A 14155-nucleotide genomic window follows, 5' to 3' on the forward strand; every position below is an offset into this window, starting at 1 on the left:
CACCTTGGGAGAGCACAACATGGTTGTACGCAGACTCTATTTCTTTCTAAGTTTCGTTTGTCTGCCGCTGACCTTGCTGCTGGGGTTTTACTGGCCGCCCGCCTATTGGCTTTTGGTTGTTCTCATCCCCTACGCCATAGTTGGCATGTACGACATGCTGACCACCAAGCACAATGTACTGAACAATTATCCTGTTTTGGGCCACTTCCGGTACATGCTGGAATTCGTCAGCCCAGAAATCCGCCAGTATTTCGTGGAAACCAACGAAAACGGCCGCCCTTACAACCGGATCATCCGTAGCCTTGTGTATTCCCGCGCCAAAGGGCAAATGGATACGCAGGCCTTTGGCACCCAGTACGATATCCTGTCAGCGGGCTATCACCGGGCCAACCACTCGCTCGCGCTCAAGGACGTGCCGGAAAGTGAGGAACGTGTCATGCTTGGTGGGCCGCAATGCACCAAGCCTTACAACGCCTCGCGCCTGAACGTATCTGCCATGAGTTTCGGTGCACTCAGCGCGAACGCGATCCGGGCCTTAAACGGCGGTGCGAAGGATGGCGGTTTTGCCCACAATACGGGCGAGGGCGGTCTGTCGCCCCATCATTTGGCCGAGGGCGGTGATATCATTTGGCAGATCGGCACCGGCTACTTCGGATGCCGCACGCAAGACGGCGGGTTTGATAAGGATAAATTCGCCGAAAAGGCACAAAAAGACGTGGTTAAGGCGATCGAGATCAAACTTTCACAAGGCGCGAAACCCTCTCATGGCGGGGTGCTGCCTGCGGCCAAGGTTGATGAGGAAATCGCTGTAATTCGCGGTGTCCCTGTGCACCAGGATGTTATCTCGCCACCCACCCATTCAGCCTTCGAAGGCCCAACGGGTCTGATGCATTTTGTTCAGCACCTGCGCGAAATGTCGGGCGGAAAACCCATCGGGTTCAAACTGTGCATTGGCCGTCGATCCGAGTTCATGGCGATCTGCAAGGCAATGCTGGAAACCGGAATCCTACCCGATTTCATCACTGTTGATGGTGCGGAAGGAGGGACCGGGGCAGCACCGGTTGAGTTCACCAACCGACTTGGCATGCCGCTGAACGAGGCGCTGATCTTCGTCAACAATTGCCTGCGCGGGGTTGGTCTGCGCGACAAGATCCGGATCATCTGTTCCGGCAAAGTGGCGACCGGCTATGATATGGTTGAGAAATTCGCGCTTGGTGCCGATATGTGCAATGCCGCACGTGCGATGATGTTTGCTGTGGGCTGCATTCAGGCGCTGCATTGCAATACGAACCGCTGCCCGTCGGGTGTGGCAACGCAAGACCCCATCCGGGGCCGGGCGGTGAATGTGCCGCAAAAGCGTAAGCGGGTGCAGCGGTATCATGACGCCACCTTAAAGAGCTTTCGTGAGCTCCTTGGGGCCATGGGCAAGGAAAAGGTCGCGGACCTTCATCCGGGCGACATCCACCGTCGCACGGCGGATGAAACGGAACGGTCTTATGCTGACCTTTATGCGTTTGTTGACGAAGGCGTCTTGCTGAACGGTCCAGTCCCAGACGTCTTTGCAGCAGATTGGAAAACGGCTTCAGCGCAACATTTTTAAGCCATCGGCTCTTACCGCTACGGCTTGGCCATGAAACAGTCCGGTCCGGATGTAAGTAAATCCAATGGGTTTGGAAATATGATAGCCGGCCATTCCGATGGGGGTATTTCGGCCAGCTATTCTGGAATTACGAACCCTCAACATCGAATGTCCCAGCGGCGCGGTCTTCGGGGGTTGGGGTTTCAAAAAAGGTCACGCAGGTCTGAGCCACTGACCACGCCAGATCCGACACGACGTGTATGCGCTCATGCTGTATGGCGGCACTGCAGCCGACCGAATTGCCAACGACATTGCCCGACAAGCAGTTCTCAACAACGCGAATTCGGGCTTGTCGGCCAAGTCTGTTAGAGTAGCGTATTAAGAGGCGTAAGTATGATCCCCGTACCGTGAAGGAACGGCCATTCGTCGTGGACCGGTCGTAGACGGGACATTAGGTCAAGGTTTATCTCCATTGCGGATACATGAAACAGGACCGCGCCAGCCGATCTCAAGATCACAGGCAGTTGACCTTGCGCCCACCACTCTTCATCCTTCCAAAAAGCCTGTAACTGAGGGGCCAAGATGCAAACTCGTAGCCTGCTGTCCACCATTCTTGTGGCAGTTTCGATTGGGAGTGCGATTCCTGTCGTTGCGCAGACTGTCGCGCAAGACCCACGTGTTTGTGTCGTGCAGCATGTCGACGGCATAACAGAGGTATCGGACCGAGGCGCAAATGTGCGCCCTGCATCTGTCGGGCTGGGATTGGGGCGAAACGCAATACTACGCACCGAAGCCGGTGCGCGTGTTACAATGAGCTGTTCCGGCGGTCTAAAGGTCGTTTTGGGCCCTGATAGCGAAGTAGAAGTGTTTGGCCTTTTATCGGGGGGATCGCGACCATTTGGCCTACGCTTAATCGACGGTATTGCTGGCTTTCTGTTCTCCAGCGATGCCGGAAACGGAGTGCAGGTACGCACGCCCTCGGCAGTCGCGGCCGTGCGCTCTACGGAGTGGGCTATGCAGGTGAAGGACCGAGCGAGTGCAGTTTTTGCGCGCGAAGGTATCGTCTTTGTCTTCGCTAATGGGGAAAACAAGCGACTTGACCCGGGCGAAGGGATAGATGTGGCGCCGTCTGGCACGATGGGAAATGTCACAGCTTGGGGGCAGGCGCGCATTGATCAGTTTGATGCTTTGCTTGGCTCGGATTGGTAGGGCGCGACAAGTTTTCGTTCGAAAGGCGCATTGTCGGCGCATTTGTGACGCTGTTGAGCTTGGCCGTTGCCCTTTGGCATCCGGGTGATCGGAACGCGTTTTGGCAGGGGATCGAAGGGCGCTTGCTTGACGCCCGGTTTATTTGGCGCGGGGAAACGAAACCCCCACCGAATGTCGCCATAGTTACTTTTGACGATCTGGCGGTTTCTCAACTTGGCAAGTTTCCACCAACGCGCACAGCGCTGGCAGCGGCAATTTCAGATATTTCCGAGGCCGGAGCGAAGGTGATTGCCTTGGATTTCCTGTTGGTGGAACCACGTGAGGGCGACGAGGATCTTGCCAGAGTTTTGTCGGAAACCGATGCGATACTGGCTGTTGCCGAGGCAAATTCGGGAACGCCCTTGCACGATCTCGATGGTGGCGATTTCAGTGTACTTGTAAATTCGGCTTATCGTAATGCATTACCCGCGCTGGTGCCGGCAGTGACCTTGCGCAGCGAAACAACACTTGGGCACGTGATCATACAGCATGAGTCCGATGGCTCAGTGCGCAGAATTGACGCCGCAACACCATTTCTGACTGAAAATGGCACTTCTTGGCACCCGTCACTTGCAATTGCAGCCGTCGCAAAAGCGGCTGATCAATCGGACTTGCAACTGCGAACGTTCCGCACTGGCGGGCTTTTGTCTGTCGGTGACACTTTCGTTCAACTGGACAGACAAGGAGCAATTCCCTTGGTGTTTTACGGCAAGGCAGGCACGATACCGACCTTTTCAGTCGCGGCTGTCAACGAGGCAGAGCTGGACGGCAAGGTGGTGTTTCTTGGTGCATCAGCGACCGGGTTCGGTGATAGGCACGCGACGCCCTTCGATTCAGCTTTTCCCGGAGCAGAGCTGCATGCGACGCTGGCAGCAAATATTATCGAACAAAGGTTTCTGCGCCGCGATGCTACCTCGTGGATGATGGATATCGCTTTGGCGCTTACCGCAGCCGTTCTTGGCTTCATTACCGCAGGGATGGACCGACCGTGGTTTGTGGTCTTGGCGACCGGGTCCCTGACCTTGGCGATCATGATCGTTTTGCAAGCCGCATTTAATGCCGGGTGGTGGCTGGATGCGACCACGGTTTTTCTTTCCCTTTTTCTTGGCGTCGGTTGCGGTGGTGGGCTCCGGCTATTGCAGCACCGGCGACGGGCCGCCAATCTGGCCTTGTACCAATCGCCTTTGATTGTTGAACGGCTTGCCAGTGCGTCCGAGCCCCATTTCGAGGCGACGGCACGGCCCGCTGTTGTCCTGTTCGTCGATGTAGCGGGCTTTACCGCGCATTCAGAAAGCCTTGGACCAGAAGGAACAGCTGAATTTTTGCGCGTCTTTCACGAACTTGTCGAACGGGCCGTAGATCCTTTGGGCGGGATTATCGCGTATTTTGCCGGCGACGGAGCCATGGTCGTGTTTGGGCTGCCAGACCCCCAACCAAACGATGCGATACAGGCGTTGCGATTTATTGATGCCTTATACGCCGCTGTTCGTGCCAGCCCCAAGTGGCCTGGACTGGGGTTGCGCGTAGGTGGACATAGCGGACCCGTCAAAGCCGGGGTTGTCGGTGGCAGACGTCACAGGCAAGTGACCGTGAGCGGCGATGTCGTCAATACAGCCAGCCGCCTGCAAGACTTTGCAAAATCCCAAAAGGCGGCAATAGCTCTTTCCAATGCGCTTGTTGAGGCTAATCCGGAAACTCGGTCTTGGGCTGTCAATGCTGGGATGCGGAACACCGGTGAACACACGCTGCGCGGACGGCACGCGCCGATTGGCGTTTGGACGTGTCCTCCTCCGATAAATTGACGCGGGATTATGGCAAAGACCTGAACGGCCAAAGTCCACGTCAACTGGGCGCTAATGATGTGAATACCCTCTGATCCAGCCTTGGTGGCTGCAACCGTGAATTGCGGCGGTTTGGAACTCAATTTACCGCAAAAACCCACGGGCCCGTCCCAATCCGAATAGCCGACGACCAAAGGCAAACGACCAATCCCTTGAGCCGGGAAAGGGCAGAGAGGTTCAGCGTTGTGTTTGGCGGCACTGTCGAGCTGGCATCAACACCCTGCCGATAGCGATTAAGGCATTTCTTTTCACAAATAGCAGGATCGTCGGGCGTCAGGGTAGGGCAGACCACCCGCAAGGATCAGGGGTCGAGGCCAGCAATACCAACCTTCTGAATATCTTGTTAGATGTTGACTTTATCCTCGGGAACTTTTCACATTGATAAGACATTTTATAAAAATTCACAGAAATATGACTAGACAAATTTAAAACCCCGTTCGAGGTCGTCATGTCCAAGTTCAAGTTTCCAACGGCGTTTACAATCTTGTTTGTGTTGATAGCCGTCGTTGCAATTCTGACATGGATTATACCTGCAGGCGAATACGAACGTCAGATGAACGAGGCGCTTGGCAGCGAAGCCCCCGTGCCGGGCACCTATCGCGAAGTGGAGCCTAACCCCCAAGGAATTACATCAATTATTCTTGCTCCAATTGCGGGCATGTACGACCCAGGAATTCTTGGCAGTTCGTCTAGCGCCGCAATTGATGTGGCACTTTTTGTTTTGATAATTGGCGGGTTTCTGATGGTCGTGACCAAAACCGGTGCAATTGATGCTGGTATCGGATGGTTGCTGCACAAACTCGCCGGTCGCGAAATCCTGATGATCCCGCTCCTGATGGCCGCATTTGCATTTGGCGGCACCAGCTATGGCATGGCGGAAGAGTCGCTGGCTTTCTATGCCTTGATCATTCCGGTCTTCATACGTGCGGGTTATGACTCGCTTACGGGTGTGGCTGTGATCTTGCTGGGCGCAGGAATTGGTACGCTGGGCTCGACCTTCAATGCGTTCGCGACTGTCGTGGCCTCTCAGGGCGCCGGTATCCCGTTTACTGATGGGATCGTTTTACGGTTTATCATCCTGGTGCTGTGCCTTGCGGCGGGTGTCGCATATGTCATGCGTTATGCGACCCGGGTGAAGGCTGATCCATCTGCTTCGGTGGTCGCGGATCAGGCCGAAGAGAACAAAACGCATTTTCTGAAAGGATCTGAAGGCGATGATGCCTTCCCCGAAATGACGTCGACGCGGTCCGTATTGCTGGCTCTGTTTGGCTTGACGTTTGCCATCATGATTTACGGTGTGGTCGCCCTGGGGTGGTGGATGGGGGAAATGTCCGGCCTGTTTCTTGTCATGTCGATCATTGTCTGGTGGGTCGGAAAATTCGACGAAGGCTCGCGTATGGATGAGGCCACGTTTGTGGAAACATTCGTGGATGGCGCTCGGGACCTGCTTGGGGTTGCCCTGATCATCGGTGTCGCGCGGGGTGTCGTTGTGGTCATGGACGCCGGTAAGATCACGGACACGATCCTTGCCGGGGCCGAAGGCTTTGTCACTGGCCTAAGCGAGTTTGCCTTTATCAACGCCATGTTCGGCATTCAGGTTTTGATGTCGTTCCTTGTTCCTTCGTCGTCGGGGCTTGCGACCTTGTCGATGCCGATCATGGCGCCCCTTGCAGACTTCGCCGGAGTAGGGCGCGACCTTGTGGTGACTGCCTATCAATCGGCCAACGGATGGGTGAACCTGTTCAACCCAACCTTCGCCGTGGTCATGGGCGGGTTAGCGATCGGGCGGGTTTCCTATGATCGATGGCTAAGGTTTGTATTCCCCTTGTTGGTAATACTTGCGGTCATCATCTGCGCCGCACTCACGGTTGGAGCGTTGGCTGACCCGGGCATTGACGGACCCGCGACAGAGACGTCTGAACCCATCGCGAACTGAGCTGGCGTCATGACCGATCGCCCCCTATCAGAAGCAACTTCAACCTCCGGAGCACTCGGGCTGACGGCTTGCATCGCGCTGGTGGTGGGAAACATGATCGGGTCCGGAGTTTTCCTGCTTCCGGCGTCTCTCGCACCCTTTGGGCCAATAGCGATAGGCGGGTGGATACTGACGTCGGCCGGAGCGCTGGTTCTGGCAATCATCTTTGGTCGATTGTCGCGTGTCGTCTCCAAGCCGGGCGGTCCCTACGCATACTCGCAGGAAGCCTTTGGTGACTTTGCGGGCTTCATCATCGCCTGGGGTTACTGGATCGCGCTTTGGACCGGGAATGCCGCCGTCGCAGTGGCTTTGGTGGGATACCTTGGGTTCTTGTTTCCGATAATCGCCGAAGTTCCGATGTACGGGCTCGCCACGGCATTGGTCGCTATCTGGTCACTGACTTTGATTAACATTCGTGGGGTCGAGGAGGCCGGGCTGGTTCAGATTGTAACCACCGTGCTCAAGCTCGTACCGCTTTTCCTGATTGGTACGCTGGGCATCTTTTGGATCAATCCCGAAAACTACGTGCCGGTCAACCAGAGCGGGACAACTGCAGTTTCTGCGATATCGGCGGCTGCGGCTTTAACTCTTTGGGCTTATCTGGGGCTCGAGTCCGCCACCGTTCCGTCCGGCGATGTGATTGAGCCCGAAAAAACCATTCCACGCGCCACCGTCATCGGCGTCATCATTGCCGCATGTGTGTACATATCGGTTACGGCCGTTTCGATGGGGGTCCTTCCAGCGGAAACCCTGGGCGTTTCGGCAGCCCCGCTGGCCGCGGTCGGCGAGGTGATGTTTGGAACGCTCGGCGGCATCCTCGTGGCCTGTGGCGCAGTGATTTCGACTTTTGGCACCCTTAACGGCTTTACGCTTCTCAGCGGGCAGGTCCCATATGGCGCGGCATTGGATCGTGTTTTTCCTGCTGCCTTGGGTCAAAAATCCAAATTCGGCACCCCGGCCAACGCATTGATCCTGTCGAATGTACTGGCATCCATACTGATTATCCTGAATTTTGCGCAGGGTCTGGTCGCGGCTTTCAACTTTGTCATCTTGCTTGCCGTTGTTGCCAGCCTTCTTCCCTATGCCATTTGCGCGGTTGCCGAAATCATGATCCGTCTTAATGGCGGGGAACTTCTGCGCGGCCCGGAGTTGGCTAAAGTTGTCGTACTGGGCGGGCTTGGGTTCGTCTACTCGGTTTGGGCGTTCATCGGGTCCGGTGCTGAAACTGTTTTACTGGGCTCGGTCCTTCTTCTTGCGGGCGTCCCCATCCACGTCTGGGTCCGCTGGAGTCAGGCCAAAAGTTTTGAAGACATTCAGAAAGATGCAATTTCAAAAGGAGAGTAGCCATGAAGCTTGGCGTTCATTCCGAGATCGGAAAGCTCAACAAGGTGATCGTTTCGCGCCCATCCCTTGCGCATGACCGCCTGACACCACGCAACTGCGAAGAGCTGTTGTTCGATGACGTCATCTGGGTCGAACAGGCCCGGAAGGACCATGCCGAGTTCTGCTCGTTGATGCGCGAACGCGGGGTCGAAGTTTACGACATTCAAGATCTGTTGGCTCAGGCCATTGCGAAAGATCCAGGCGCACGCGCTTTTCTTTTGGATCGTTTGGTTACCCCAAACATGGTAGGATTGGGCTTTTCTACCGAGATGCGTGCCTGGCTAAACGAGATGGATGCCAAGCTGCTGGCCCGGCACATGCTAGGCGGCATCATCTTCGCGGACCTGCCGCAGGGCATGATTGACGAGCAATTCAAAGACCTTATCGCGCTAGGCGATTTTATCCTGCCTGCGATCCCGAATGCGCAGTTCCAGCGTGACCCGTCCTGCTGGATATTCAACGGCGTGACCACGAACCCGATGTTCTGGCCAGCCCGCAAGCCGGAAACGCTGATCATGCGCACGGTTTACAAGTTCCACCCGATGTTCAAGGAAGCCGACTTTGAAATCTGGTGGGGCGACAGTGACGAAGATTTTGCCCATGCCTCTGTCGAAGGCGGCGATGTTCAGCCCGTTGGCAATGGCACCGTGTTCATCGGCATGGGGGAACGCACGACCCGTCAGGCGGTTGCTCAGGTTTCCAAATCTCTGTTCGAAAAAGGCGGGGCAGAGCGTGTGGTTGCATGTGCCATGCCAAAAAGCCGGGCCGCCATGCATCTGGACACGGTATTCACCTGCTTGGACCACGACAAGGTAACCGCATTCTCGGAAGTTGCGGATCAGATCACCTGCATCTCGATCAGGCCCGGAGAGCGTGGAGACTTGGATATCCGCGTCGAAAAGGGTCATTTGTTCGACGTCTACAAAGAGGTTCTGGGCCTGAATTCGCTCGAAGTGATTTCAACCGGCGGCAACGAGTTTCAGGCCGAACGCGAACAGTGGGACGATGGCAATAATGTCGTTGCTTTGTCACCCGGCGTTGTCGTGGGCTATGCGCGTAACACGTTTACGAACGGCAAGATGCGGGATGCGGGTATCGAGGTGATCGAGATCTCGGGTCAAGAATTGGGCCGTGGCCGGGGTGGGGGGCATTGCATGACCTGTCCGATCGACCGCGACCCGGCGTACTGAGTTTCAATTCGGCGCCAGTTTGGGCGCTACCTTTTTCGATAGGGAGAAGTAAAATGGCATTCAATCTCAAGGGCCGCAGCTACTTGAAAATCGCGGACTTCAGCCAGCGTGAAATGTTGTACCTTCTGGATTTGGCGCGCGACCTGAAACGCGCCAAATATGCCCGTGCTGAACAGCCGTCGCTGAAGGGCAAGAATATCTGCCTGATTTTTGAGAAAACCTCGACCCGTACCCGGTGCGCCTTTGAGGTAGCTGCCTATGACCAGGGCGCGAACATTACCTATCTTGATCCGTCGGGGTCGCAGATCGGCCACAAGGAATCCATGAAGGATACAGCCCGTGTGCTTGGACGCATGTTCGACGGGATCGAGTTCCGCGGTGCTGGGCAGAAAATGGTCGAAGAGCTTTCTGAATACTCTGGCGTGCCCGTGTATAACGGCCTGACCGATGATTGGCATCCGACGCAGATGCTGGCCGACATGCTGACTATGATCGAGCACGCGGATAAACCACGCAAGGATATCGTCTACGCCTATTCCGGCGATTGCCGCTCGAACATGGGTAACTCGCTACTGATGCTGGGCGCGTTGATGGGGTGTGATGTTCGCATGATTTCGCCGAAGGAAACACAGCCCCATGAAGATGTGCGTGAACTGGCGATGAAGAGAGCCGAAAAATCCGGAGCACGCGTAACCATCACCGACGATACCTCAGCGGTTGAGGGCGCGGATTTCATCCACACCGATGTCTGGGTGTCGATGGGTGAAGCTAAAGAAGTCTGGGCCGAACGCATCAAATTGCTGAGCCCGTATCAGGTCAACATGGATCTGATGAAAAAGTCCGGCAACCCCAACGTCAAGTTCATGCATTGCCTGCCTGCATTCCATAACCTTGAGACGAAGGTGGGGCAGGACATCCATGAGCAATTCGGCATCTCGGAAATGGAAGTTACCGATGAGGTTTTTGAAAGCGACATGAATATCGCCTTTGAGCAAGCTGAAAATCGGATGCATACCATCAAGGCGATCCTTGTCGCCACACTTGGAGCATGATCCATGGGACGCATTGTTGTAGCACTTGGCGGCAACGCGCTTCTCAAGCGGGGTGAAGAAATGACAGCGGACAATCAGCGCAAGAACGCTAGGATTGCCGCCCAGGCCCTTGCCCCCCTATGCGAAGCGCATGAGACCGTCATCACCCACGGGAACGGGCCGCAGGTCGGGATGCTGGCCCTTCAGGAAATCATGTATACTGATGTCAAGGAATACCCGCTTGATGTGCTTGTCGGTGAAACGATGGGTATGATCGGTTACATGGTCGAACAGGAGTTGGGAAACATCCTACCATTCGAGCATCACATAGCCACTTTGCTGACAATGATCGAGGTCGACCCGGACGATCCTGCCTTTGACAACCCGACCAAGTTTATTGGCCAGGTTTATTCCGAAGCCGAAGCCAAGAAAGAAGCAGCCGAAAAAGGCTGGACCGTAAAGCCGGACGGAGACTACTGGCGCCGTGTGGTGCCTTCTCCAAAACCGAAACGCATCTTTCAAATCGAACCGATCCGCTGGATTCTGGAAAAAGGCGCGACGGTGATTGCCGCCGGTGGTGGAGGGATTCCTACGATGTATGAAAAAGGTGGTGAACGAAAATTGGTGGGTGTCGAAGCCGTTATAGACAAGGATTTTGCATCTTGCCTGCTTGCCCAAAACCTCAACGCCGATTTTTTTGTCATCGCAACAGATACTGACGCCGTATATCTGGAATGGGGGTCACCTGATCAAAAAGGCATCAAATCCATCACGCCTGATGCACTTAACGCATTTGATTTCCCGGCAGGTTCCATGGGTCCAAAGGTTCAAGCAGCCCAAGACTTTGCAAGGTCTACCGGGGGCCGCGCCATCATCTGTTCGTTGGCCGATGTACCCGCGGCGGTGAATGGAGAAAAAGGGACGACTGTGTCCAACAATGCGGGAGATACGCAGTTTCATTAGATGTGACTGACGTTTACCTTTAGGCGATCGCCCATCCCACGCTCGATTTCTCTGCCTGTTACAATTACAGGCCAGAGTGACGCTGCTGTATTGCTCATGGCTGACATATTGGAATTGCTGCTTCATTTCTCATAAGGAAGATTATGTTAATTTCTTGAGGGCGTAACTCTTTAATATGTGTGGAACATGCTAATCAGCAGTACGCAGAAGTCGAAATCGGACAGTAGACCTTCGCCCAATCTGAAAAAGAAACGGTCTCGTTACGACGTGCAGAACGTCCCGCGGTCACCAAGCTGAATACCGCAGCAGTTGACCAAACGGGTATGTTCCATCATCTTGAACGCTAACAGACTGAACCGGCGATAGTATTTTCACGTCGGGATCAATTATTAATTCACAAGGCCCGTAGCATGCCCGATGGATCGCAAAAGCAATACGTGCTGGACACGCATCGGTTGCGCGATCCCGAACAGACGTTGGAAATCGTAAAACCGTTTCTGAAGGAAATGGGCATCACACGTATTGCCAATCTGACCGGTCTGGATCGGATCGGATTACCGACGGTGATGGTCGCCCGGCCCAACTCCCGGTCGGTTGCGGTTTCTTTGGGTAAGGGACTGTCCCTGCGCGCGGCTGAAGCCTCGGGCGTGATGGAGGCAATCGAGTCGTGGCATGCAGAACGCGTACGGCTACCACAGCGCCTCGCCAGATATGCCGAGCTTTCCGATGATACGACCGTAGTTGACGTGGCAGGGCTGCCGCGTGTGACAGGTCGGCAGTTTGATCCGCATGCCAACATGTTATGGGTACAGGGGCACGATCTGTGCGCAGGGTCGGCGTGCTGGGTTCCGCTTGAAATGGTCGATACCGACTATACCAGCGCTCCGGTTGGCGGTCAGGCGGCCTTCCCCCGCACAACCAACGGATTGGCCTCGGGGAACAACCTGACTGAGGCAAGCTGCCATGCCATCTGTGAACTGATCGAAAGGGACGCGACAACGCTCTGGCATCATCGCGCGGGACAATCGCGTCTTGATCCGGACAGCGTTGATGATCCGCGTTGCCAAAAAGCCATGGAAATGATGGCCGCAGCCGGGTTGGAGACTGGGCTTTGGAACACGACATCGGATATCGGCATCGCCAGCTTTCGCTGCGTGATTTGCGAGGGCGGTGGACAATTCGGTCATATTGGCATCGGGGATGGTTGCCACCCGGATCGGGCCATCGCCTTGCTACGGGCCTTGACTGAGGCAGCGCAGACGCGGCTGACCTATATCTCGGGTGCGCGGGATGATCTGGACCCCGAAGAATTCACGGATCAGGCCAAAATGGAACGGGGCCGTTATGTCCGTGATCTGATTGAAAGCACCCAAGCTGATCAAAACTTTCGCGATTGCCAATCGCACGTGACCGGGACATTTGAAAATGACCTGGGTCTGATACTGGAGCGCCTTTCCTCAGCGAATCTTTCGCAAGTTGTGACAGTTGATCTATCGCGCCCGGAATACGACGTCGCCGTGGTCCGGGCCGTTATTCCCGGGCTTGAGGCACCGCATGATGATCCGGACTATGTACCTGGCCCGCGGGCGCAGCGTATTCGGGAAGGTCTGGCATGACTGCTATGGTTTTCGTGGGCCCAACACTTTCGCCCGAAACCGTGGCAGACCATCTGGACGCCACTATTCTGCCACCTGTCCGGCAGGGTGATGTGTATCGTGCAGTTCAGCAAAACCCGTCCGCCATTGGGATCATAGACGGGTATTTCGAAGGCGTCCCATCGGTTTGGCACAAGGAAATCCTATGGGCCATAGAGCAAGAAATACCTGTTTTTGGCAGCGCCAGCATGGGTGCCCTGCGCGCCGCTGAACTGGCCGACTTCGGGATGATCGGAGTTGGGCGCATCTTCGAAGATTACTACTCCGGCGTTTTAAAGGATGATGACGAGGTCGCAGTATTGCACAGCCCCGCCGAGCTGGGATTCCAGCCGCTTAGTGAACCGATGGTATCGATCCGTGCGTCGGTAGCACAGGCGCAGGCTTTAGGCTTATTGCCCTCGGAAACGGCGGCAGAAATTTTGCGCGCTGCCAAAACGATGCAGTACCGCCAGCGTATCTGGGCTAATATTCTCACTTCGGTAAAGGACTTACCGGGCGTTGCGGAATTCAGTGATTGGTTGCCTACTGGTCGTATCGACGCCAAGGCCGAAGACGCCCGTGCAATGCTGACGCGAATGGCCGACCATCTCAGTACCTCTCCCCTGCCCCTTCCAAAACCAACGCGCACCGAACCAACACTGATGTGGAAAGCGTTGCGTGCACGGGTGGATGCCGGTGAGCCGGGCTCTGACCGCTCGGTAATTGACGAGTTGCGACTAAACCCCGAGCTGTATGCCCGATACCGGGATCGGGCGGCCCTGGCTGTGCTTGCGCGCGAGGATGCGGCTAGCTGCCAGTATACTCCGACGCGCGACGATTTGGTCCGGTTGATGACCGATCACAGAGCGGATACAGGTCTGTCGCGGCGATCAGATCTGATGGACTGGATCAAGGCAAACGACCTAAACCCCGAAAGCTATGAGAAGATGCTTGCCGACACCGCGCGGGTCGAGGCCGCTGTCGCGTCGCGGGCGGATCAACTCGAGACGCAGCTCTTGTCAGAGTTACGCCGGACAAACCAATACTCAAACCTGCGGGATCGTGCCGCCAACAAGCAAGACTCAGTACGTCCGATTGGGTCGCCGGGGGTGGATCGTCTTCGTGCGCTGATGTGGTACTTTGAATACCGTCTTGACCAAGAAGTGCCCGATGATTTGGACGCATACGCGCAAGCGCTCGGTCTGACTGGGCGCGACGCCTTGTTTGAACTGATAGAAACAGAATTTTTGTATTGTAATAAAGGTGCCGATGCCGGAGCCGCAGAATAAAGGCCAAAGATTTTAACGGGCA

General features: G+C 55.6%; 10 protein-coding genes. All 10 read left to right on the forward strand.

Translation table 11 applies throughout. From position 1 onward, the window contains the following. The first annotated feature begins 19 nt into the window (after positions 1-19). The 10 genes from AC2FIT_RS05535 (at position 20) to AC2FIT_RS05580 (ending at position 14133) form a co-directional block, all read left to right on the forward strand. Positions 20-1600, forward strand: a complete 1581-nt coding sequence (locus AC2FIT_RS05535; RefSeq protein WP_496827437.1) for an FMN-binding glutamate synthase family protein — start codon at positions 20-22, stop codon at positions 1598-1600. Positions 1601-2161: 561 nt separating this feature from the next. Next, the gene (locus AC2FIT_RS05540; protein WP_496827439.1) at positions 2162-2788 is read left to right on the forward strand and encodes a FecR domain-containing protein; all 627 of its coding nucleotides are present in this window, start codon (positions 2162-2164) and stop codon (positions 2786-2788) included. A gap of 44 nt (positions 2789-2832) precedes the next feature. After that, positions 2833-4629, forward strand: coding sequence for a CHASE2 domain-containing protein (locus tag AC2FIT_RS05545; protein ID WP_496827441.1), 1797 nt, complete (start codon positions 2833-2835; stop codon positions 4627-4629). A 487-nt stretch (positions 4630-5116) separates the two neighbouring features. Next, complete coding sequence (locus AC2FIT_RS05550; protein ID WP_496827443.1) at positions 5117-6604, forward strand: YfcC family protein; 1488 nt, start codon at positions 5117-5119, stop codon at positions 6602-6604. Between the two features lie 9 nt (positions 6605-6613). Beyond that, the gene (locus tag AC2FIT_RS05555) at positions 6614-7987 is read left to right on the forward strand and encodes an amino acid permease (protein ID WP_496827445.1); all 1374 of its coding nucleotides are present in this window, start codon (positions 6614-6616) and stop codon (positions 7985-7987) included. A 2-nt stretch (positions 7988-7989) separates the two neighbouring features. Beyond that, a complete protein-coding gene (locus tag AC2FIT_RS05560) occupies positions 7990-9216 on the forward strand; it encodes an arginine deiminase (protein ID WP_496827447.1) in 1227 nt (408 codons plus the stop codon). 53 nt (positions 9217-9269) lie between these two features. Further along, entirely contained in the window at positions 9270-10268 is a 999-nt protein-coding gene (gene argF, locus AC2FIT_RS05565; RefSeq protein ID WP_496827449.1) for an ornithine carbamoyltransferase, read from the forward strand. 3 nt (positions 10269-10271) lie between these two features. After that, positions 10272-11210 carry a carbamate kinase gene (gene arcC, locus AC2FIT_RS05570; RefSeq protein WP_496827450.1) on the forward strand — a complete coding sequence of 313 codons (939 nt, stop codon included), beginning with the start codon at positions 10272-10274 and terminating at the stop codon, positions 11208-11210. A 410-nt stretch (positions 11211-11620) separates the two neighbouring features. Then, positions 11621-12826: a YcaO-like family protein gene (locus tag AC2FIT_RS05575; protein ID WP_496827452.1), complete on the forward strand. Its 1206-nt coding sequence runs from the start codon at positions 11621-11623 to the stop codon at positions 12824-12826. Next, positions 12823-14133: a TfuA-like protein gene (locus AC2FIT_RS05580; protein WP_496827454.1), complete on the forward strand. Its 1311-nt coding sequence runs from the start codon at positions 12823-12825 to the stop codon at positions 14131-14133. The genes AC2FIT_RS05575 and AC2FIT_RS05580 overlap by 4 nt, the downstream gene beginning before the upstream one ends. Positions 14134-14155 lie beyond the last annotated feature (22 nt).

This window comes from Ruegeria sp. YTSA135 (genome assembly GCF_059610165.1).